Raw genomic sequence first — 22,449 nt, forward strand, 5'->3', positions numbered from 1 at the left:
GGGATACGCCGCACGCCGGCCGGGCCTCGAACCCGTGTACCGACGGAAGTCAGCAAGACCCGCTTCGCCCGGTCGCTTCGGGCGGCACGCCCGGGAAGGTGCCGATATCGGGCAGCGAAAAGCGAGCCACGCCGGTGATCGCGACCAGCAGTTCCGCGACGCCGTCCGGCGTGAACTCCTTGATCTCGTAGTGCGTGGTGGAATGCGCGTTGAGGAACGACGGGATCTCGTCGACCCGTCGGCCCGGCAGCACGACGGGCAGGATCCGCCGGGTGGCGCGGGGCAGGTCCTGGGTGATGTTGTCCCGGATCATCGCGGCCTCGAACTGCGCACCGCGCCCCCGGTGCGGTTCCTCGGTGCCCTCCGCCCGTCGCTTGTAGTCCGGGGACGCGATCACGAGCACGAAATCCGCTTCGGCGAGCTGATCGATCGCCCAGAGCGACCAGTCCCGGCGACCGTCGTCGGCCCATTGGTCGAGCCGGACGTCGATTCCCACGTCGGCGCGCAGGAACGTCGCGAACTCACGAACGAGGTCACGGTGCCGCTCGTCGTCGTGGGAATAGGTGATGAAAACCCTGGGCGGCTTCCCCACGCCCGGCGTCACCGCGATCGAACCCGAGGACACGGATCGTGGCGGCCGCGATTCCTCGGCCACCTCGCGTTCGGCGACTTCCCGCTGGACATCACCCCCGCGCACGGAACCGTGGATGGTGCCTCCGAAGATCACCGGCCCGGTGTTCGTCCCGGCGTTGGTGAAGGAGTTCTGCTCGGGCATGGAAGACCTCAAATCCGGGGTGCCGGCGCGGAAGTTCCGCCGGAAACATCGCCTTCGACCACGCCGCCGAAGACCATCGGACCGGTGTTGCTGCCGTGGATGGTCACGTTGTTCGTCGTGACAGCGGCGACCCGGCGCTCGAACGACGCCGGCGAATACCCGGAATCACTGAGCACCTTGCTGATCGCCGGCACCAGCCGGCTTTCCAGCAGCTTCGTGTACCGCTCGGCGTCGACGACCTGGAAGTAGTCGCGGGCGGCCTCGGCGGCGCCGAGTTCCCGCAACGTGCGCGCCGAGCCGTAGCGATCGGCGTTGAGCGTGTGCCCGTCGTGCGGTAGCGGCCGGATCACCTTGAGAGCGGCCCAGAAGCGGCCCGGGCCGGTCACCGGGAGCTTCAGCCACCGGAGGACGCCTTGCCAGACCGGCCGCCACCAGTCCGCGGTCATCGTGTCCCCGGCGCGGAACTCCTGCCGGATCGGCGGGAGCACACACGGCGTCCACTCGATGTACAGGGTGCTCTCCTCGACGGCCGCGTGCAGGAACGCGGAGAGGACGAGTTCACGGTTCCACGTCTCGACCTGGAAGCAGAGGTAGTACCGCGCCCACTCCCTCGGGCGGTGGTAGATCCGCTCCGCCTCCTCCGTCGGCAGGTAGTGCGCGGGCGGCTGGGAAACGCTGCCGAGGTAGGGCTTCGTGACCGGCTCGTGCACGTGGTCGATCAGGCCCTCGGCCGGGCTGAACACCATGCCTTCGACCCGCAGGTCCCGGAGGCGTTCGTCCGGTGAGAGAGCCGCGTGCCGCTGCAGTTCCTCGACCGCTTTCCCGACTTCTTCGTAGAACCGCGCGGTGGTGAGTGGCTCTACGGCCGGCGAGGCGACGTCACCCAGCCGCTCCAGCGGCAACGCCAGTGACCACGGAGTGACACTGGTCCCGGCGCCGACGAACGGGTTGCGCCCCCGGTAGACGACCAGCGGTACCCGGGCGTCGGGCGACTCGGCGACTCGGCCGGCGCGGTGGCGATCGAGTGCCCGGCGGAGCCGGGGCGGGCTGCAGAGGAGCGAGAGGCGATCGGATGACGGGCGTTCCACCGCGCCCGGCACCCGGGCACGGCGGCCGAAGTACCGCCTGACCGTCCGCCAGACGACGACGCGGTCCGCGACCAGGATGACCAGCATCAGCAATGCCGAGGAGCCGGAGATCACGTCCGCGTCCAGTCCGAACCAGCCGGGAAGCAGGTTGGCGAAATCGAGCGGATTGGTCTCCGAGCTACCGCGGGCGTACCGGCTCGAAGAACTCTGCAGCGTGGACTCCAGTTCACCGATCACGGGGAGCAGGGCGGCCACCGTGAGCAGCCAGAACACGGCGAGGAACTTCCCGAAGACGACCAGTCCCGAGCCGGGCCGGCCCCACCGGGCCGATTTCCAGATCGGCTTGATCGAAAGCAACGCGGCCCAGGTCAGCCACGCGGCCAGGCCAGGGCCTCCCAAGCTGGTCGTCACGAAGGCGATCGTCAGCAGCCCGAGAGCACCGTCGCGGAACTTGCGCCGGGTCCGCGCCGCGACGACTTCCGTCAGCACCGTGGCGGTGTCCAGCCCGGGCGTCAACGGCACCTGGCGGGTGTCTTCGACCAGCAGTTCGCGAACGACGTCGTCGGCATAACGGCGGTCCAGGTGGGCCGCCGCGGCGAGGTAGCGGGTGTTTTCGTCGAGCGGTGGCAGTTCGGCTTGGGTGTGCTCGGCCGCGGCGAAGCGTGTCCAGTCGGTCGACGGCTCGTGGATGGTCACGGGCGGCTCCGGTCGACCATCGTGGTCAGCAGCTCCGGCATCGGCCCCCACGCCGAGTCCAGGGCGGAAACGTACACGAAGTACTCCGTTCCTCCGGTGCGCCAATAGATCGCGCGCACGTGCCGCGTTCCCTCCGTCGACGACTCCCAGGTGAACTCCCAGTCGACGGCTTCGCTGCCGCGCACGTCGGTCCGGTCCATCCGGACGCGGTGCAGGCCGGTGAGCCGAGTCGCCGCGCTCTTCTCCGCGTCCACGTGCGTTTTGACGAGATCACCGCTCGCTTCGCTTGCGCCGTAGCGGACGTAGTGCGATTCGTCGACCGGATCATTGGCCTGGAAGGAGCCCGGATTCTTCGGTTCGCTCAGCCAGCCTCGCGGGACGACGGTGCTGAACCCCGCGGGTGCGGTGACGGTTTCGTAGCTCTCACCGACCGGCGCCGGCGTGCTCGGGTAAACCCCGGCCGCCGGGGTCGAAGATTCGTAGCCCGTGGTGGTTCCGGGCGAAACCGAGTCCGTTGCCGAAACCGACTGGACGGTTTGCCCTTCGCTTCCGTTCACCAGCAGCAGTACCGTTCCGACCGCCGCACAAACAAGGAAGTTCGCCGCGCCGAGAACAGCTGCGAACCGGGTGTTGCTCGCGGACATTTCCAAGATCCTCCCCAAAACTGTGATCTGGCCGCGTAGCCGAGGGCGCAGACCGTAGCATGGTGCCCCCGACCCGATGTGAACACATTGGAGAATCCTCCCGTGAACAGTTCCCTGAAAGATCTTTTCGTCGACTTGAAACGTCTGGAAGACGCGATGACCGCAGATCCTGGCGATGAGGAAATCCGCGATCGGCTCGCCCGCGCGCTGGCGGAATCGACCGTGCGGGTACGGAGCCTGACCCGCGATCGCCGTCCGGTCATGACCACGCGGGGGCAGCGGGAGTTCTGCGCGGCCGCGGCCGACCGGATCATCGAGCTCGGCGCGGGCGGCAACGCCGTTCAGTCGGCGGCCCGATCGCTCCGGAAGGAGATCGAGGCAGGCGAGGCGTGGACGTGGCGCGCGCCGACCAACGCGTTCGTGCTCAGCACGGCGGCCGCGGCGATCGGCTTGGTCTGGGCGGTCACCGGCGGTCTGCAAGGGGACGTCGGCGACGTCGCCACAGCCAGTGTGCTGAGCAGTGTCGCGCTCGTCATCGTGACGCTGCGGCACCGGACGCGGCGCTGGCAGATCGAAGCCGACCGGGTCGCGGCGCTCGTCTGCCGCAACGGCTTGTAGCAGCGGCACCGAACGCGACGATCACGTAAGCGCGCGTAGTGCCTTTCGGAGCCGCCAAGGGGGCTCGAACCCCTGACCTTCTGTTTACAAGTCCACTGGAAAACGATGTCGACAAGTGTCACCATCGGTCGCAATCTGCCAATAAGTACAGGTCAACCGACCTCTTCACCCTCGCCAAGTGCCGCCCGGTATCGCACAGTGCCGAGCACTGGTCCAGCACCGGAGCCCCAACGGAGACGCGCTGGCCGCGATTCCGGACCACCGCGACAGCTCCCAAGAGCCTCATCCACATCATCCAAGCCAGCCACACACCCGCGTCCACGAGTGGCCATCAGCATCAGCGTCGAGCATCAGTTCGGTTCGTCAACAGCCCGCACCCCAATGAACAGCGATGTGATTTATATCACTTTCAGTCACTCCGTTGGCTGCGCGCGCAGCCAACGGCGGCGGCTACACCGCGGATCGATAGCCGACCGGCGCGAGACTGGTCGTGGACCTACGCCCACGACCTCTCCCACGCCGCTGCTGTAACACCGGCTAGGCGGCTCGCTGTAGTCGGGTCGCTCTCGTCGCCCTTCAAGCATGAACGAGCCAGTGTTCAGCCCGGCGGTGTCCAGGTCGGTTCCTGAGGGGTGCGATCACGTCGTCGCTTTGGCGGGCGGCATGTGCGGCCCTCTTTGAGCAGCAGACTCAGCACGGCTCCTGTGTAAAAGGGTTGCTGGTAGCGGGGCAGAGCCGCGAGCTCCGTGCGAGTGCGATCGAGCAGCATCTGGTGGCGTGCTGGTCGGCGGGCTGGCTGGGAGCGTGCCGCAGCCCGCCGAAGCGCGCTGTGGACCCGTACTCGCACTCCCGGTCTGACATTGGCGCGGTACCGGCAGCACCAGCAGCCGTAGGTGCCGTCCGACCGCAACCAGCCTGCCGCACAGGTGGCACACTGCGGCACCCCAGGTATTTGAGTCAACCAGCGCGGCGCGAGGAGTTTCGCTTGAGTGATCAAGACCGGTCCGGCCAGCCGGAAGGCAACGAACGCCGCGGAGTCTGACGGGAGTGTGGGTTCGTGGGCGTGTAGGGCTCGGATCGCGAGGTTGGGGTAGAGCAAGCCGATCCGACGGCTCAACGACTGCGGCACCTGCACCAACCAGACGAACGATCGCCTGGCCAGCAGGAGCAACTCTCCGGCCACGCGTCGCGCCAGTCGCCGCGGCCAGCCCAAGTACAACCGGATGCGCCGCTGTTGCTCCGGCTTTCGATCCGGCTCCCGGTCCAAGTCCCGGCCCGGTGCCGCCACGACAAAGGGGTCATCGCGTAGCTTCTTCACGGCGCGGTGTACGTGCACGGCGATCGTCTTTGGATCGCATTTCAGCAGCGCAGCGATCTCGGGGTGGCTCATCCCCTCAACATGGCTGAGGTACGTCGCGACCCGCTGCTTCTCGGTCAACTCTGACAGCACTTCGAACACTCGTCGGACGGCGACGACCTTCGGCACCGGAGGCTGCAGAACCTGAGAGGTCCACCAGACATTGACCTGGTCTTGCACCTCGGACAAGCTGTGACCCCAACGGCGCGACGACGAGCGAACACCCTGGCGTACGAGGTTGCGGACGACACCAAACAGGTAAGCGTGTGGTTCTTCCACCTTGGACCAGCCGGCCAGGAGTGCCAGGAACGCGTCTTGCACTACGCCCTCGCAGTCCACGTCCACGTCGCTCGCCCTGGCTTTCCGTGCCGTGTTTTTAGCAAAGGCAAGCAGAGTTCCCCAATACTCGCGATACGCCGCGTCGAACTCATTTCCATGGCGCGCCAGCGTGGCGTGGATGCGGGCCTGCTCCGCGTCGCAATTGAACGACCCGCACACGGTGCAGGCGACCGCAGGGTCGGCTGAGTGCTGCATTGGCCCATCTACGGCGCTAGTCACCCTGAGCCTGCCCTTCGTCTACACCCTTATCGTGACGGTCGTCCTTAAGCGTGTGGCGCTGCACGACCACGGTGGTCAGAGTAAGGACCGTGTTCACGAGAGCCAGAATGGTCTCGATGAGCGTTTCGTTCACTTCGGTTGGTCTCCGAGCGCTCTGGGCGCCAGCCGAGTGGTGGCGCCGTCACCAGTAAGTGGCGCGAGCGAGCCGGATCCTTTACCGCCGATTTTCAGGTTCACGCAAGTTCCCAGTTCTGGCTGGAATTTCCGCAGGTCAGAGAGGTGCGCTTAGGTGTCGCCGTCGAGCCGTGCGGCGCCGACAGCGACCCTCATCAGCCCGTCGACGAGCCGCTCGAACGTCCGCCGCAAGAGCAACGGGACGGCGCCGTCGCCGTGCTCGGCCGCCAGGGCCTGCTCGACGACGCGACGCAGTCGCGTTCTGACCGTTCATACCCGGGCACGTAACGGCTGGCTCGTCGCCCGGCGCCGCAACAACCGCGGCTGGCCGCTCTACTCGGTACGCGACGTCGTCCACCTAGCGCTCACCACGCCGACGCGGACCGGCGGCCGCCACATGCCGCGAAAGTCTCGGCCGTGGCGCGGTCGACCCCCCGCGTGCCCAAATAGGCCTCGACATGACGGAGACGTGTACCCAAAGCGCGAACGGCCGTACTCAGCCCAGAGGCAGCCGTTTCCTGTCGGTACCGGCCGCTACGGTGTCCAAGGAGGACTTTGTCAGCCTCACCGGACGCGGGTTTGCTGCCCCAGTGAGGCCTGGGCAGCGCCCGCGCCCGGCCCGTCAGATGACGCCCATCTCGTGCAGCTTGAGCAACAAGCCGACCAAGCCGCCTGCTCCCCCGGAGCCGAGCACGATGCCGGTCAACAGCTTGAGCACCTTGTAGGCGTCGGCTCGTTGATCCGGATCGTCCACGAACACGGCAACGTACCCAGCGCAGCCGAGCAACAGTAGGAACAGCACGGCGTATCCGCCGAGGATCCAGGCCAGCACAATCTCTCCACTCGGCTTGACCAAGGACGCCGCTGGGTTCGGCTTCTCGGTCAAGCACAGGCGGGGTTGGTCCGGCAAACGGGCGCGCTGTGAACTCGTGTAACCCAGTACCTCATACCGCCATTCGCCGAAATATTAGGCCATTCGGGTTGCAGAGGACGCGATATCACGCACGGTGAGTAATCGCTTTGAGGCATTTTTTCTTACTCTACTCCGGGCACACCTCTTTGCAGGTCAGGAGGGAGGACCGTGCCTAGCTTCGCGACTTCTGGGCCGCGGTGTGGCCGAACCTGGTCGCGAATGTGCCGTGAGTGCCGGTCGCTCTGGCAGTGATGCCACCTGCGCCACCACTTCGCCGACCACCGCGCCCACTTGGCGGCTGACATCGCGGTCCACCACGCCCTCGGGGCCGCCGGGCGACACTCCCGTCGGCCCGAGGACCAACTACTCGAGGAGGTGACCGGTGAACGCCCTGTGGGGCTCGGCAGTCACTCGCCGACCACGTGAACCCACGAGCGCGAAGAATGACGTAATGGCGCCACAAGCTGCCGGACGTAACGGCGCAGCCCCGGCATGCGACTTGCCTACATCCGGCCGGAACGGGGGGGCGACGGTGCCGAGCGTGTGGGACCGACTGTCAGTACCGGAGAAGGTCGTCGTCGCCCTGGAGAAGGACTTCCGGCCAGGGTTCGACCCCAATGTGAACAACGCCGTGGTCCACAACGGAGCCCATGCGCCCTCCGTCACCGCCTACCTCACCGACAGACTCACCGGCGCCGCCATAGCGGGAGGTTCGCATGCGCGATGACAGCGAGCCGCGGCGGTATCTGATCGCAACCGCTATCGCGAACTACCCGAATCAGCCTAGCTGGAACCGGCCCAGGCTCGGCGCAGCACGCGACGAAATCGTCTGGCTCTTCACGCAGGATCTCGGGTACAAGCACATCAGCGACTTAGGTTTGAACCCGACTCGCGGACAGCTGACAACGCTGCTGCGAGACTTCTGCCGGCACAAGGACCGTCGTGAAGACGACCTGTTAGCCGTCTACATCGGCGGGCACGGCGAAGTCCTCGACGCCACCCATGAGCACGTCCTACTCACCACGGACACGACACCAGACGACATCGAGGACGCGCTGCCGACCGCGGAGCTGGCCCGCAAGATGCTGCTCGGCACCAAGGTCCGCCGGGTGCTCCTGATGCTGGACACCTGCTACTCCGGCCAGGGCGGCAGTGAACTCACCGCGGCCGCGATCACCAAGATGACCCGCAACTGGGGCGATGACGACGGGGCAGGCCTGGCCGTCATCACGTCCGCACAGCCGTCCGAGCAAGCCGGAACGGGCGCCTTCTCACTGCTTCTGCGCGACGCGGTCCGCAGCCTGCCTGTGGCTGGATACAACCCCGCTACGTTGCCACTGGACTCGATCGTCAAGGCCATGAACGCGAACGCGAGCAAACCCGGCTATCAGACAATCGGACACAGCATCGCTGGCCTGACCGGGGAGGTCCCGCCTTTCCTGCCCAATCCGCGGCGCCACCCGCGGATGACTGAGGTCGACCTGTCGATACAGCACGCCAGTGAATTCGAGATTCAGGCCGAACGCCGCGACACGGAGCTTCGGACTCGGCTGCTGGTGCGCGCAATGGGCGGCAGCAGCCGAGGCAACGGCGGCTGGTGGTTCGCGGGCCGCCGCACCGCGCTACTGGACATCACCGCCTGGCTGCACGCCCCTGATCCGGAGCGGCCATTGCAGGTTGTTACCGGTAACCCGGGATCCGGCAAGACCGCTGTTCTCGGTCTGATCGCCACCCTCACCCACCCCCAACGCCGCGCGACCGTTCCGCTGCACGCCCTCAGACTTCCCGCTGCAGCCGTGCCCAGGTTAGGCGCAGTCGACGTGGCGATCTACGCCCAGAGCCTGACCACCGACCAAGTCTTGGCCGGCATCGCTGCCGCCGTGCGTTCCCACGCCAGCACACCTGGCCAGCTCCTGGAGGAGCTCAGCTGCAGGGACACACCGCTGACCGTGCTTATTGACGCCCTCGACGAAGCTGCCGACCCCGACCACCTCACTCGCCGACTGCTCCGCCCCTTGGTCGATCACGCCGAAGGGCAACTGCGGCTGCTGGTCGGCACCCGGGACTTCCTGCTCGCCCGCCTCGGCCTGGACCGAGAAGACAGTGTCGACCTAGATGCCGACCGCTACGCCGATCTCGACGCGCTCACCGCCTACGCCGCGCGCGGCCTACTCGAAGCCAACCCCAACAGCCCCTACCTCGACGCACCGCCGCCGATGATCCGAGCCGTCGCAGACGCTGTCGCCGCGGCCGCCAACCCCTCGTTTCTGGTCGCACGGATCACCAGCGCCACCCTCGCCGCGCAGGACGAGGCCGTCGACCCAGCCAATGATGCTTGGCGACGATCATTGCCGGCCTATCCCGGCGATGCGATGCGCCACGACCTGGAAAGCCGGCTCGGCGCCAATGCCGCCAAGGCGCGCGACCTGCTCCGTCCACTTGCTTTTGCCGAAGGCCAGGGCTTGCCCTGGGAAGACATTTGGGCTGCCGTGGCCTCCCGCGCGGCCGGTACCACCTATACCGACGACGATCTGTTCTGGCTGCGCGAGCACGCCGGTTCCTACGTCGTGGAAGCCGCCGAATCCGATCGCTCCACTTACCGGCTCTACCATCGGGCCCTTGCCGACCACCTCCAAGCCGATGTCGACGCCACCGCGATGCATAGGGCCATTGCAGAGGTTCTGGTGACCCGAGTTCCGCGTGCGCTCGACGGCCGCCGCGACTGGACGCATGCCCACCCGTACACCCTCCGCCACCTCGCGACCCACGCCGCGCGAGCCGGCCACATCGACAATCTGGTCGCCGACACTGAGTATCTCGTGCACGCCGAGCCCGATGCGCTCTTGCTGGCTCTACACAAGACCACCACTGAGACCTGCTCGCGCGCCGCCGCGGTGTACCGCTGCTCCGCCGACATCCATCGTCACCTGCCAGCATCACGCCGTCGCCAGGTTCTTGCTGTCGACGCCGCCCGCTTCCTGGCCACACAACTCCAACGCGATCTGTGCGCGCTGCTGACGTGGCAACCACGCTGGGCGACTGGACAGCAAGCCGACCCGGCCCTGCACGCGACTTTCTCGGGCCATACCGACTGGGTGAGGGCAGCAGCTTGCGGTGCCCTTGATGGTCGCCCGGTCGCCATCACCGGCGGTGATGATAAGACTGTCCGGGTTTGGGACCTCGCCACCGGCAGCGAGGTCGCCGCCTTCACTGGCCATACCGACTGGGTGAACGCAGTGGCATGTGCTGCCCTTGACGGCCGCCCGGTCGCCATCACCGGCAGCGACGACGACACGGTGCGGGTCTGGGACCTCGCCACCGCAGGAGAATTGACCACATTTACCGGCCACACCGACTGGGTGAACGCAGTGGCATGTGCCGCCCTTGACGGCCGCCCGGTCGCCATCACCGGCAGCGACGACTACACGGTGCGGGTCTGGGACCTCGCCACAGGCAGCGAGCTCGCCACCTTCACCGGCCACACCGGCTCCATCCGCGCGGTGGCCTGCGCTGAGCTTGACGGCCGCCCAGTCGCCATCACGGGCAGCGACGACAAGACCGTGCGGGTCTGGGACCTCGCCACCGCACAGGAACTAACCACATTCACCGGCCACACCGGCTCCATCCGCGCGGTGGCCTGCGCTGAGCTTGACGGCCGCCCAGTCGCCATCACGGGCAGCGACGACAAGACCGTGCGGGTCTGGGACCTCGCCACCGCACAGGAACTAACCACATTCACCGGCCACACCGGCTCCATCCGCGCGGTGGCCTGCGCTGAGCTTGACGGCCGCCCAGTCGCCATCACGGGCAGCGACGACAAGACCGTGCGGGTCTGGGACCTCGCCACCGCACAGGAACTAACCACATTCACCGGCCACACCGACTGGGTGAACGCAGTGGCATGTGCTGCCCTTGACCGCCGCCCGGTCGCTGTCACCGTCGGTGACGATGCGACTGCGCGGGTTTGGCGATTGCCCATCGAAGCTGTCGTTTTGCCTGCAGGTCCCGGTCACTCTGCCGATATCCGTGCTGAGACAAGCTGCGTGCTTGATGGCTGTCCGGTCGCGATCACCGCTGGCGACGACAAGTCCGTGCGGGTCTGGGACCTCGCTACCGGCAGCGAGCTCGCCATCTTCACCGGCCACACCGGCTCCGTCCGCGCGGTGGCTTGCGCTGAGCTTGACGGCCACCCAGTCGCCATCACTGCCAGCAGCGACAAGACTGCGCGGGTCTGGGACCTCGCCACCGGCAGCGAGCTCGCCACCTTCACCGGCCACACCGGCCCGGTCCGCGCGGTGGCCTGCGCTGAGCTTGATGGCCGCTCTGTCGCTGTGACCGGCGACGACAAGACCACGCATGTGTGGGACATAGCCACGGCAGAGGAACTCGACTATTTCACCGGCCGCCACACCGGTTGGGCGAAGCAGTTGGCTTGTGCTGAGCTCGGTGGTCGCTCGGTCGCCGTTGCCGTCGGGGGCGACGGGGCCGTACCGGTCTGGGACCTAGCCACCGGCAGTCAGCTTGCCATTTTCACCGGCCACACCGGCTCCGTCCACGCGGTGGCTTGCGCCGAGCTTGACGGCCACCCAGTCGCCATCACCGCCGGCGATGACAAGATCGTGCGAGTGTGGAACCTTGCCACCGCGGAGGAACTGACCACGTTCACCGGCCACACCGGCTCGGTGCACGCGGTGGCCTCCGGCGTTCTTGATGGCCGCCCGATAGCCGTTACCGCCAGCGACAAGATCGCGCGGGTGTGGGACCTCGCCACCGCGAAGGAGCTCGCCGTCTGCGACCTCCGCAATATCGGCCGTGTCGCGATTGGACCTGGCGGTGAACTCATGATCACAGCAGGCTGGGACCTCGTCGTCCTCGACCGTATCGGGAACTCATGAATTGACTCGGTCAATACATGGCCACGAGTCCAGTTTCCCGTTTCATGTTTGCAAACCGTTACTCTCGAACGGAACGTTGTTCGAATCATTGCAGATTGCGCTGGGGTCGGGCCTATACTCGAGCGTGCACTATTCCCTGAGGGTGCCCTGGGCACCTGCGGCACTTGGTTCGACACGGCGCACCTCGATCGCGCTATCGAAACGCTGGGCCATTCGAGTGTTCGATAGTCCGGGCAGGAACGGGTACGCCGTAGCCGACGATCACTAGCCGTAGCGTGCCGTGAAGTGGTGTGCACTCGTGTTGGGAGGCATGATGGGGCGGATCGTCTGCGTGCACGGCATCGGCCAGCACGCGGTCGGCGAGGAACTGCTGCTCCGCGACTGGCAGCCGGCCCTGCTGGACGGACTCACTCGCGCCGACCATCGCGACGCCGTTAACGCCAGCGACGTCGCGATGGCGTTCTACGGGCATCTGTTCCGCCCAGCCGGGGAACGCCTGGCCGTCGGCGATCCGTTCTTCACCGCCGACGACGTCGAAACAGGCCTCGAGGAGGACCTCTTGCTGGCGTGGTGGACGGAGGCCGCGCGGGTGGATCCGAAAGTCGCGCCACCGGGAGCGGACACGCTCGTGCGCGTACCCGGCTCGGTGCAGGCGGCGCTCCGGCAGCTGTCCCGTTCCCGCTTTTTCGGTGGCCTGGCTTTGCGAGCGATGGTGTTCGACCTCAAACAGGTCAGCCGCTACCTCCGCGATCCGCACCTACGGGAGGCGGCGCAAGCCACGGTGGGGAAGCTGATCACCGAGGACACCCGGGTAGTGGTGGCGCATTCGCTGGGGTCGGTGGTGGCCTACGAAACGCTCGCGGCGATGCCCGGCCATCAGGTGCGAGCGCTGGTGACACTGGGGTCGCCGCTGGGGATCGCGAACCTGATCTTCGACCGGCTAGAACCGGCGCCCCGCGACGGGCTCGGCGCCTGGCCCGGCTCCGACGACCTGACTTGGACGAACATCGCCGACCACGGCGACGTCGTCGCGCTGGAAAAAGACCTGCGCCCCCGGTTCGGGCCGCGGGTGGACAACGCCGTCGTGCACAACGGCGCCCACGCCCACGCCGTCACCGCCTACCTCACCGACAAGCTCACCGGAACCGCGATCGCGGACGGCCTGCATGTCCGCTGACACCACGCGACCGCGCCGCTACCTGATCGCCACCGCGATCGCCCACTACCCGAACGCCCCGCAGTTGGACAAACCCGGCCTAGTCGAGGCCCGTGACCAGATCATCACCCTGTTCACCGAGGATCTCGGCTACGAGCACGTCCACACCCTCGGCCTCGACCCGACCCGAGAGCAGCTGCCCCGCCTGCTGCGCGCCTTCTGCCGTGACGAGGCCCGGCATCCTGAGGACATCGTGGCCGTCTACATCACCGGCCACGGCGAAGTCCTCGACGACACCCACGAACACGTCCTACTGACCTCCGACGCCGATCCCGACGACGTCGAAGACGCGATGCGCACCGCACACCTGGCTCAGAAAATGCTCCACGGAACCCGGGTCCGGCGGGTGCTGCTGATGCTGGACACCTGCTACTCCGGCCACGGCGGCAACGAACTCACTGCCGCAGCCATCACCGCCATGACGCAGAGGTGGGGCGACGAACCCGGATCCGGGCTGGCCGTCATCACCTCCGCCCAGCCAGCCCAGCAAGCCGAAACCGGCGCCTTCCCACGCCTGCTGCGCGACGCGATCCAAGCACTGCCGACCGCCGGGTCCAACCCGGCCGCGTTACCCCTGGACGCTCTCGTGGCCGCGATGAACACCAACGCGAGCCGGCCTGGCTACCAGACCATCGGGTACGGCGTCACCGGGCTGACCGGCGAGATCCCGCCGTTCCTCCCCAACCCCCGCCACGACCTGCAGATGACCGAGGTCGACCTGGCCATCCAGCAGGCCAGGGAGTTCGAGACGCAGGCCGACCGCCGCGACACCGAACTGCGGACCCGGTTGCTGGTGCGGGCGATGGGCGGCAGTAGCAACGGCACCGGCGGCTGGTGGTTCGCCGGCCGGCACGCCGCACTGCTCGAAGTCACCGCCTGGCTGCGGCATCCGAACCCGGCGCGGCCGCTGCAGGTCGTCACCGGCAACCCCGGATCCGGGAAGACCGCCGTCCTCGGCCTCATCGCCACCCTCACCCACCCCGAGCGCCGGGCCACGGTTCCCCTGCACAGCCTCGCGCTCCCCGCTGCCGCGGTCCCACAGGTCGGGGCGGTGGATGTCGCGATCTACGCGCAGAGCCTGACCACCGACCAGGTGCTGGCCGGGATCGCCGCCGCCGTGCACTCCCGCGCCGACACCCCCGGCCGGCTCCTGGATGACCTCCTCGGCCGGGACACACCGTTGACGGTTCTCGTCGACGCCCTCGACGAAGCCAGCGACCCCGACCACCTCGTTCGCAGCCTGCTGCGCCCACTAGCCGAACACGCGGCAGGACGGCTGCGGCTGCTGCTGGGCACCCGGGACTTCCTACTCGACCTGCTCGGCCTGCGCCGCGACACTGCCATCGATCTGGACGCCGACCGCTACGCCGACCCTCTCGCCCTGACCACCTACGCCGCTCGTGGCCTGCTCGAGGCCCATCCCGACAGCCCCTACCGCGATCAGCCACCGGAGCTGCTGCGCGCCGTCGCCGACGCCGTCGCCACGGCCGCGCACCCCTCGTTCCTGGTCGCACGGATCACCAGCGCCACCCTCGCTGCGCAACCCGACGCCGCCGACCCACGCGATCCGGCCTGGCGCCGGAGCTTGCCGCGGCTGCCGGGCGAGGCGATGCGCCGCGACCTGGATACCAGACTCGGCCGCAAAGCGGCCATGGTGCGAGACCTGCTGCGCCCGCTGGCCTTCGCCGAAGGCCAAGGCCTGCCCTGGGAGGACATCTGGGCCGCCGTCGCCTCCCGTGCGGCCGGCGCCTCATATACCGACGACGACCTGTTCTGGCTGCGCAGGCATGCCGGGTCCTACGTCGTCGAAGCCACCGAAGGCGGCCATTCCACCTACCGGCTTTACCACCGGGCCCTCGCCGACTACCTTCGCGAGGACGTCGACGCGACCGCCGCTCACAAGGCCATCGTCGACGTACTGCTGACCCGGGTACCGCGCGCACTCGCCGGGTCTCGGGACTGGACGCGCGCGCACCCTTACACGCTGCGCCACCTCGCCACCCACGCCGCCCTCGCCGGTGAGATCGACGCGCTCGTCGCCGACACTGAGTACCTGGTCCACGCCGAGCCTGGCACGCTCCTGCCGGCCCTGCACCGGACCAGCACAGATGCCGCGGCGCTTATCGCTGCGGTCTACCGCTGCTCCGCAGATACCCATCGCCAGCTGCCGCCGCTAGGACGTCGACAGCTGCTGGCCGCCGATGCCGCCCGCTTCCGGGCCACACGGCTTCACCACGAGTTATCTGCACCGCTGGTGTGGCGGCCACGCTGGGCGACCGGAGGGCAAACGACCCACGCCCTCCACACCACCCTCACCGGCGCTGTTGTAGCGGTGGCGTGCAGCACCCTCGACGGCCGCCCAGTCGCCGTCACCACCAGCCACGACGGGACTGCGTGGGTCTGGGACCTCGCTACCGGCACCACCATCACCACCTTCACCGGCCACGCCGGCGCGGTAGTGGCGGTGGCCTGCAGCACCCTCGACGGCCGACCGGTCGCCGTCACCACCAGCGACGACGACACCACGCGGGTCTGGGACCTCGCTACCGGCACCACCATCACCACCTTCACCGGCCACATCGGCGCGGTGGTGGCGGTGGCCTGCAGCACCCTCAACGGGCGTCCGGTTGCTGTCACCGGCGGCTCCGACGGGACTGCGTGGGTCTGGGACCTCGCTACCGGCACCACCATCACCACCTTCACCGGCCACGCCGGCGCGGTAGTGGCGGTGGCCTGCAGCACCCTCAACGGGCGTCCGCTTGCCGTCACCGGCGGCTCCGACCAGACCGCACGGGTCTGGGACCTCGCTACCGGCACCACCATCACCACCACCGGCCACAGCAGCCCGGTACTGGCGGTGGCCTGCAGCACCCTCAACGGCCACCCAGTCGACGTCACTGTCGGCCACGACGCTGCGCGGGTCTGGGACCTTGCCACCGGCACCACCATCACCACCTTCACCGGCCACACCTACCCGATGGGGGCGGTGGCCTGCAGCACCCTGAACGGCCGACCGATCGCGGTCACCGCCAGCTACAACACCGCACGGGTCTGGGACCTCGCTACCGGCACCACCATCACCACCTTCACCACCCACACCGACTCGGTGGTGGCGGTGGCCTGCGGCACCCTCGACGGCCGACCGGTCGCCGTCACCGCCAGCTACGACGGGACCGTGCGGGTTTGGTCATTCTTGGCCGAGGCATTCCGGGCGTCCGCCGCACTCGGTCACTCAGGCGCAATCCATGCTCAGGCAAGCACGGTCCTCCATGGCTGCCCGGTCGCCGTCACCGCCAGCTACGACGGGACCGCGCGGGTCTGGGACCTCGCCACCGGCACCACCATCACCACCTTCACCGGCCACAGCTACCCGGTGGGGGCAGTGGCCTGCAGCACCCTCGACGGGCGCCCGGTCGCCGTCACCGGCGGCTCCGACGGGACTGCGTGGGTCTGGGACCTCGCGACCGGCACCACCATCACCGCCTTCACCAGCCGCTACCCGGTGGGGGCGGTGGCCTGCAGCACCCTCGACGGGCGCCCAGTCGCCGTCACCGCCAGCCACGACAGGACCGCGCGAGTCTGGGACCTCGCCACCGGCACCACCATCACCGACTTCACTGGCCACACCGGCGCAGTACTGGCGGTGGCCTGCAACACCCTCGACGGCCGATCGATCGCCGTCACCGGCGGCTCCGACGACACCGCGCGAGTCTGGGACCTGGCTACCCGCACCACCGTCACCACCTTCACCCGCCACACCGGCGCGGTAACGGCGGTGGCCTGCCACACCCTCGACGGGCGCCCAGTCGCCGTCACCACCAGCCACGACAGGACCGCGCGAGTCTGGGACCTCGCCACCGGCACCACCATCACCGACTTCACTGGCCACACCGGCGCGGTACTGGCGGCGGCCTGCAACACCCTCGACGGGCGCCCAGTCGCCGTCACCGCAAGCCACGACGGGACCGCGCGGATCTGGGACCTTTCTACAGGTGAGGAGGTCGCAGTCTTCGACATTCGCGGTATCGGCGCCGTGGCGTTCGGGCCTGGCGGAGTTCTCATGATCGCGGCGGGATGGGACCTCATCGTGTTCGACCGCGTTGCGCAACACTGACCCTCCGTCGCAGCACCGCAGAAGGTAAGCAAGTATCAGCGAAGCACGTCGCGCCGACAATACCTCTGCCCAGTGTGCCGGGGTAATGCACATATTCGAGGGTGCGAAATACAAGCTTCGACGACCAGGTGTTCGAAGCAGCATGAGCCGTCGGCGCGTCGGCCTGGGTGGCCGCTCAGCAGCGAAGCCGAGCAGCATTAGCGTGTCCCCGTTCCAACCAGGATTACTAGCCGATCAGCGTCCTGGTGGTCGGGATCCACCAGCGACCGCGGACACGTCCTGCCCCGGCCCGGGACGCCAGCGCCTTGGGTCGGCCCACTGCCTGCGCCGACGCCACGTCGGCGAGCAGGCCGGGCCGTCGGAGGCGGCCGGTGGACCGGGGTTGAGCAGGTCGTGGACGAACCCCAGCACGCCCGGGGCTGACGGGACGCCGTACCGCGCGGCGGCGAGCCTCGTCACGAAATAAGAATAGCGAATTAGCCTATTTTGTACGCATTTCTGTGGGATCAAGGCCTTGGTCAGACGGGTTCGCTCGCGCTCTCGATGAGCGTCTTCGCCAGCTCTTCGGCGTCGTCAAGCGGTCCCATGTCGTTGAGCGAGGTGGACAGTGCGCGAGCGCCCTCGAACAGCACCGCAAGCTGCCGACCCAGGGCTTCGGGCTGGGGCGCGCCTGCTTCGGCGGCGGTCTCGACCAGCCGCGCGGCGAACTCCCGCTTGTGCCGCTCGACCGCCGCCGAGGCCTCAGGCAGCGTCCCGGCCGATTCGACGGCGGCGTTGTGCAGTGGGCAGCCGCGCACCACTTTCGCCGAAGGCGAGCCGGCCGGGCGTTCGGCAAACAGGCGCAGGAGACGCTCCCGCGCGCCGAGGTCACGGCGCTCCAGAACGGTCTCCCCGAGGATCGCCCCGTCGGACTCGATGCGCTGCAAATATGCGCTGACCAGCGCTTCCTTGCTGGGGAAGTGCTGGTAGAGGGTCCGCGTCGACACATGCGCCACGTCGGCCAGTTTGGCGACACCGGTGGCGTGGATGCCTTCGCTCGCGAACAACTCGACCGCCGCGCGCATGATGCGCTCGCGCGCTCCGCGTCCACCTCGGGTGGCGCCGGCCGTCGCTTCACTCGTCTCCATGACGCAAGTATATCGATCGTTTTACTTCTGCGGAGGTGCCTGCTACGTTCAAGTACAGCGATCGTTGTACTTGATGAGAGGAGCACGACCCCATGCAGCACTTGACTGAGACCCGCCACGAGGTGGTCCGGTGGTCGATCGACACCCAGGCACCCTTCGACGAATTCCGGGCGCGCTATGAGGCCGCCGTGCCGGCGGTGGACCTCGAGCGGATGACGCGGCTGCGCGCCGGGCACGCGAGCTGGGACGCAGTACTCGCCGACGCCGCGGAGAGCGCCCCGCACGGGTTTTTGCGGTTCTGGAGCACGGATGTCGGGGATCTCATGCGCCTCGCGGGCCATCACAGCTCTTGCGCCACCTACCTGATGGGAAACCACACCATCGCCGAACGCATGTACCGGCACGACCCGGCCGTGATGCTCTACGCGCCGCTGCGCACGACGATCCACGAAGACCGGCAAGGCGTCACGCGGTTCTCCATCGACCGGCCCAGCAGCCGCTTCTCCAGCTTCGGCGACCCGGACATCACGTCCGTCGGGCTCGAACTGGACCACAAGGTCGTCAACCTCCTGCGAGTGCTGGACGTCCCGGTGCCCGCCGCTCTCACCGTTCACCAGGACTAGCGAGGTACTCATGGCAGACGACAACCTGGCCGAACTCGGTGTCGCCGCGGCAGCCGCCGCGATCCGTGACGGCGACACCACCTCCGAGTCCTACACTTCCGCGCTTCTCCGCCGCGCTCGGGAAAACGCCGACCTGAACTCGTTCATCACGATCGACGACTCCGCCGTGCTGGCCGCGGCCGGTGACGCCGACAAGGCACGCGCAGCCGGCTCCGACGCGCCACTCCTCGGGGTCCCTCTCGGAGTAAAAGACAGCTACGCGACGCGCGGGCTGCGTACGACCTTGGGCGTGGAAACCCTCGCAGATTTCGAGCCGGGCGACGATGCCGTCGTCGTCGGCGCGATCAAGGACGCAGGCGGCATCGTCTTCGGCAAGAACAACCTCGTCGAAATGTCGTTCGGGCTGACCGGAAGCAACCGGCGCTACGGCCAGGTGAAGAACCCTTACGCTCCCGATCGCGTGCCGGGCGGGTCTTCGAGTGGCTCCGCAGCGGCTGTGTCGGCCCGGATCGTGCCCGCGGCGTTCGGAGGCGACACGGTCGGTTCGATCAGGGTTCCCGCGGCGCTGTGCGGCGTAGTGGGCTTCAAGCCGACCACGGGCCGCTGGCCGGGCCGTGGCGTCGCGCCGATCTCGCACACGCTCGACACGACAGGCATCCTGGCTCGCGACGTCGAAGACTGCGCGCTGATCGATCGGATCGTCACGAAGGAGACGGGTCCGCCTCCCTCGGATCGTTCCGATCTGACTGGAGCACGGTTCGCCTATGCGCCCAGGCAGTACCTCGAGCTGGTCGACCCGGAAACGGAATCCTCGTTCAGGGAAGCACTTCGGCGGCTGCGGGACGCGGGTGCGGAAGTCGCTGAAATCGACCTCGGCGACGACTTCTCCGCACTAGCGGACCGGACGACGTGGAACGTCTTCTTCCGCGAGGCGAGAGACGCGGTGTCGAAGTTCCTGCGCGACAACGGTTTTCCAGTTTCCTTCGAGCAGATCTATGACGACCTCAAGCCGGAACTCAGGGAGGTGTGGAGCCACTTGGTCCTGCCGACCGGAGCAGGCTTCTTGGCGCAAGGGGACTACGACGCGACGCTGTCGATCGATCGCCCGGAACTCCAGCGCAGGTTCGGAGAAGTGTTCACCCGGCAGGGATTCGACGCGCTGATCCTCCCGACGACGCCCTGCCCCGCTCCGCTGATCGACCGGCAGGCGAAGTTCACGGTCGCGGGTGAAGAGGTCAGTGACCTGTTCCTCGCGAAGAACACCGTTCCCGCCAGTGGAGCAGGCTTGCCCGGCATCAGCATTCCCCTCGGGCTGACCGGAAACGGGCTCCCGATCGGCATCGAGTTCGACGGCGCGCCCGGCCACGACCGTGCGCTCCTGGACTTGACGCGTCGAGCGCAGGCCGTTCTCGGCACTCTGCCCGCGCCCGTGTGAGAAGCGCTCAGGCGCTGCTTCCGAGGCCGCGGACGAAATGATCCGCCGTGACCAGGGCGGTCATCCCGTCCGCGGGCCGGCTCACTTCTCGCCAGGCCGGCTGTCGTACCCGAGCCACGTGCCTGCCGTTCCGTGCGGTCCGATTCCCGGTTTGCCGTAGTCACACACACCGCTGGGGAAGGCAGCGCGCAGTTCAGCGCGTTCGGTGCGGGTGAACGACACCGGGTAGTCGCCGAAATCGAGGGGTTTGCGGGCGCAGGCAGCGACGTCTTCGGTGAGCGGCCCGCCTGCTTGGAGCCGGGGGTTGGCCCCGGTCGGGTAGACGGTGCCGCACCGGCCGGTGGCCGGGTAGGTCAGCGGTTGCCCGAGGCGTTCGGCCGCCGAGAGGTAACAGCCGTCGGTCAGGTCGGGCGGCTTGTTCGCGATCACCTTGGCCTGGCGGTTGTGCGGGGAGTGGTCCGCCTCGATGGCGGTCAGCCACCGGTCCATCGCCGCCAGTTCGTAGGCGTTGGCCGCCGCGAGCTGGTCGGGCGTGTACTGGTTCTCGATGATCACTTGGTTGGCTGCGGTGTGGTTGGCCTTCTCCAGTCGCGCGCGCATGACGAACGACCACTCGCTCGTGTGGATGTCCAGCAGCGGCCCGGCCGTGTCGATGTGGACCCGCTGGTCGATGATCGGTGTCGTGCGCAGGCCGTTGCCGCCACTGGGGACGATGTCGTCGCGGTAGGCCGCGTGGACTGCCCGGGGATCGGCCTTGCTGCGCTCGGCGACCGGTGTGCCGGCTGCGTCGTACCCGCCGATGCCCGCGTTGAGCGCGGTGAACTGCGCGGGGCTGATCCGGCCCTGTTCCAGTGCGGTCAGTCCGTATTGGACACCCGTGTTGTCGGCGAGGCCGCGGACGAAACCGGTTTTCGGGTCGCGGCCGAACTGGTTGGCGTACTGTTCGGCGACGCTGCACTTGACGCCGCCGGGGTTGGTGACGGGGTCGTAGATCGCCGACGCCGGGATCGCGGTGTTGTCGTCGGTGGCGATCCCGTGGTTGCAGCTGCCGGCCGCGGTGAGCCGGCTGGCGTAGCTGTTGTCCCAGGAGGTGCAGCTGTCGTAGTCGAGGAACCCGGCCACCGCCTGCCGTTCGGGGGCGGTGAACGCGACGCCGGGCTTCGCGAAGTACCGGTTGAGCAGCCGGCAGTCTCCGGCGACGTCGAGCACGGTGAAGGGATCGGGGAAGGAGAAGCCTGGGATGATGCCGTCCAGGATGCCGGGGTAGGCGTCGGCGATGTCGTACTGCTGGATCGATCCGCCGGATCCGCCCCAGCCGATCGTGTGCGCCACCGGTCCGTAGGTGGTGATGAAGTGTTCCTTGACCATCATCGCCGCCTCGGCCGAGATGATCGTGGAGCAGTTGTTCTCCAGGACGTTGAGGCTGGACGAGGCGACCGCGTATCCCTGCGACAGGAACAGGTCGTCGAGGACGTCTCCGGTACTGCTGCCCTGGTGGTGCCCGCCGTTGCAGCCGCCGCCGAAGGAGTAGACCAGGCTCCGGTTCCAGCTCGTGTCCGGCCGCAGCGGGGACGGCTCGTGCCCGTCGTAGAGCGCGGCCGTCTGGTAGACGGCGCGGTCGATCGTGCCGGTTTCGATCCGGACGACGTAGGGTGCGGCGTGGCCGTCGACCTTGGCGGTGGCCAGGTCGGCGGGTCGGTCGTCCGGGTCGGTCAGTGCACGGAAGGCGCCGCCGGTGGTGCGGTACTGGTAGCTGACCACGGTCGATGCGGCACATGACGGGCCGGCGGCCGGGGCGAGGCCGAACGCGGTGGTCTCGCAGTAGAAGGGCTGCTGCTGGGGTCCCGAGAACACCGGGCCCGAGGCGGCGTGGTCGATCACCGTCACCGCGGCCTGACGACGACCGGATTCCGCGACGAGGTGGTGCACTCCGGGGCGGAGCCCGCGCACGAGCCCGAGGAAGCTCCCGTCCGCCTGTCGCGTCAGGCCCTCCACCGGGTGCCCGTCGGCCCGCAGGACAACCGAGCCGGGTGCGGTTATCCGGACCAGCACGTCCGGGCCGCTGACCAGGTCCGGCCGTGAGTTGGACACGGTGGTGATGGTGACGCCGGGCCCGTCGTGTGCTGACGCGGTCGCCGGTACCGCGGCGGCCAGCAGGGCAACGCTCGCCAGTCCCACCGCGGCGGACCAGGTTCGGCTGTGTGCGGGTTGCATGG

The 22,449-nt window shown here is 68.1% G+C and carries 13 protein-coding genes; 6 read left to right on the top strand and 7 right to left on the bottom strand.

The window, feature by feature from the left end; translation table 11 throughout:
* Positions 1-49: 49 nt before the first annotated feature.
* Genes AA23TX_RS36595 through AA23TX_RS36605 form a run of 3 tightly spaced genes read right to left on the bottom strand, consistent with a single transcriptional unit; the run spans position 50 to position 3,203 of the window.
* The gene (locus tag AA23TX_RS36595; protein WP_155547583.1) at positions 50-775 is read right to left on the bottom strand and encodes an SEFIR domain-containing protein; all 726 of its coding nucleotides are present in this window, start codon (positions 773-775) and stop codon (positions 50-52) included.
* An 8-nt stretch (positions 776-783) separates the two neighbouring features.
* Positions 784-2,559: an AbeC-like domain-containing protein gene (locus AA23TX_RS36600; protein WP_155547584.1), complete on the bottom strand. Its 1,776-nt coding sequence runs from the start codon at positions 2,557-2,559 to the stop codon at positions 784-786.
* The gene (locus AA23TX_RS36605; protein WP_155547585.1) at positions 2,556-3,203 is read right to left on the bottom strand and encodes a serine/threonine kinase C-terminal domain-containing protein; all 648 of its coding nucleotides are present in this window, start codon (positions 3,201-3,203) and stop codon (positions 2,556-2,558) included. Before AA23TX_RS36605 ends, AA23TX_RS36600 begins: the two co-directional genes overlap by 4 nt.
* Positions 3,204-3,281: 78 nt before the next feature.
* Between AA23TX_RS36605 and AA23TX_RS36610 the strand changes: the two genes are divergently transcribed.
* A complete protein-coding gene (locus tag AA23TX_RS36610; protein ID WP_155547586.1) occupies positions 3,282-3,821 on the top strand; it encodes a hypothetical protein in 540 nt (179 codons plus the stop codon).
* A 598-nt stretch (positions 3,822-4,419) separates the two neighbouring features.
* Here AA23TX_RS36610 and AA23TX_RS36615 read toward each other — a convergent pair.
* Together AA23TX_RS36615 and AA23TX_RS36620 are read right to left on the bottom strand one after the other, a co-directional pair.
* Positions 4,420-5,712, bottom strand: coding sequence for a sigma-70 family RNA polymerase sigma factor (locus AA23TX_RS36615; RefSeq protein ID WP_155547587.1), 1,293 nt, complete (start codon positions 5,710-5,712; stop codon positions 4,420-4,422).
* Between the two features lie 820 nt (positions 5,713-6,532).
* The gene (locus AA23TX_RS36620) at positions 6,533-6,742 is read right to left on the bottom strand and encodes a hypothetical protein (RefSeq protein WP_155547588.1); all 210 of its coding nucleotides are present in this window, start codon (positions 6,740-6,742) and stop codon (positions 6,533-6,535) included.
* A gap of 797 nt (positions 6,743-7,539) precedes the next feature.
* Here AA23TX_RS36620 and AA23TX_RS36625 point away from each other — a divergent pair.
* From AA23TX_RS36625 to AA23TX_RS36635, 3 genes are all read left to right on the top strand, one after another.
* The gene (locus tag AA23TX_RS36625) at positions 7,540-11,718 is read left to right on the top strand and encodes a caspase family protein (RefSeq protein WP_155547589.1); all 4,179 of its coding nucleotides are present in this window, start codon (positions 7,540-7,542) and stop codon (positions 11,716-11,718) included.
* Positions 11,719-12,049: 331 nt separating this feature from the next.
* The gene (locus AA23TX_RS36630; protein ID WP_230862987.1) at positions 12,050-12,895 is read left to right on the top strand and encodes a hypothetical protein; all 846 of its coding nucleotides are present in this window, start codon (positions 12,050-12,052) and stop codon (positions 12,893-12,895) included.
* Positions 12,885-17,048, top strand: coding sequence for a WD40 repeat domain-containing protein (locus AA23TX_RS36635; RefSeq protein WP_155547590.1), 4,164 nt, complete (start codon positions 12,885-12,887; stop codon positions 17,046-17,048). Before AA23TX_RS36630 ends, AA23TX_RS36635 begins: the two co-directional genes overlap by 11 nt.
* A 518-nt stretch (positions 17,049-17,566) precedes the next feature.
* Here AA23TX_RS36635 and AA23TX_RS36640 read toward each other — a convergent pair.
* Positions 17,567-18,175, bottom strand: coding sequence for a TetR/AcrR family transcriptional regulator (locus AA23TX_RS36640; protein ID WP_155547591.1), 609 nt, complete (start codon positions 18,173-18,175; stop codon positions 17,567-17,569).
* A 92-nt stretch (positions 18,176-18,267) separates the two neighbouring features.
* Here AA23TX_RS36640 and AA23TX_RS36645 point away from each other — a divergent pair, with 92 nt between their 5' ends.
* Both AA23TX_RS36645 and AA23TX_RS36650 read left to right on the top strand, forming a co-directional pair.
* On the top strand, positions 18,268-18,798 hold the full coding sequence (locus AA23TX_RS36645; RefSeq protein ID WP_155547592.1) for a DUF302 domain-containing protein: 531 nt from the start codon (positions 18,268-18,270) through the stop codon (positions 18,796-18,798).
* A 10-nt stretch (positions 18,799-18,808) separates the two neighbouring features.
* Positions 18,809-20,233 (top strand): amidase family protein, encoded by a 1,425-nt coding sequence (locus tag AA23TX_RS36650; protein WP_155547593.1) that lies wholly within the window; start codon positions 18,809-18,811, stop codon positions 20,231-20,233.
* Between the two features lie 81 nt (positions 20,234-20,314).
* On the opposite strand, the gene AA23TX_RS36655 is transcribed toward AA23TX_RS36650, so the two are convergent.
* The gene (locus tag AA23TX_RS36655) at positions 20,315-22,447 is read right to left on the bottom strand and encodes a DUF6351 family protein (RefSeq protein WP_230862988.1); all 2,133 of its coding nucleotides are present in this window, start codon (positions 22,445-22,447) and stop codon (positions 20,315-20,317) included.
* Positions 22,448-22,449: the final 2 nt, after the last annotated feature.

This window comes from Amycolatopsis camponoti (assembly GCF_902497555.1).
GTDB lineage: Bacteria > Actinomycetota > Actinomycetes > Mycobacteriales > Pseudonocardiaceae > Amycolatopsis > Amycolatopsis camponoti.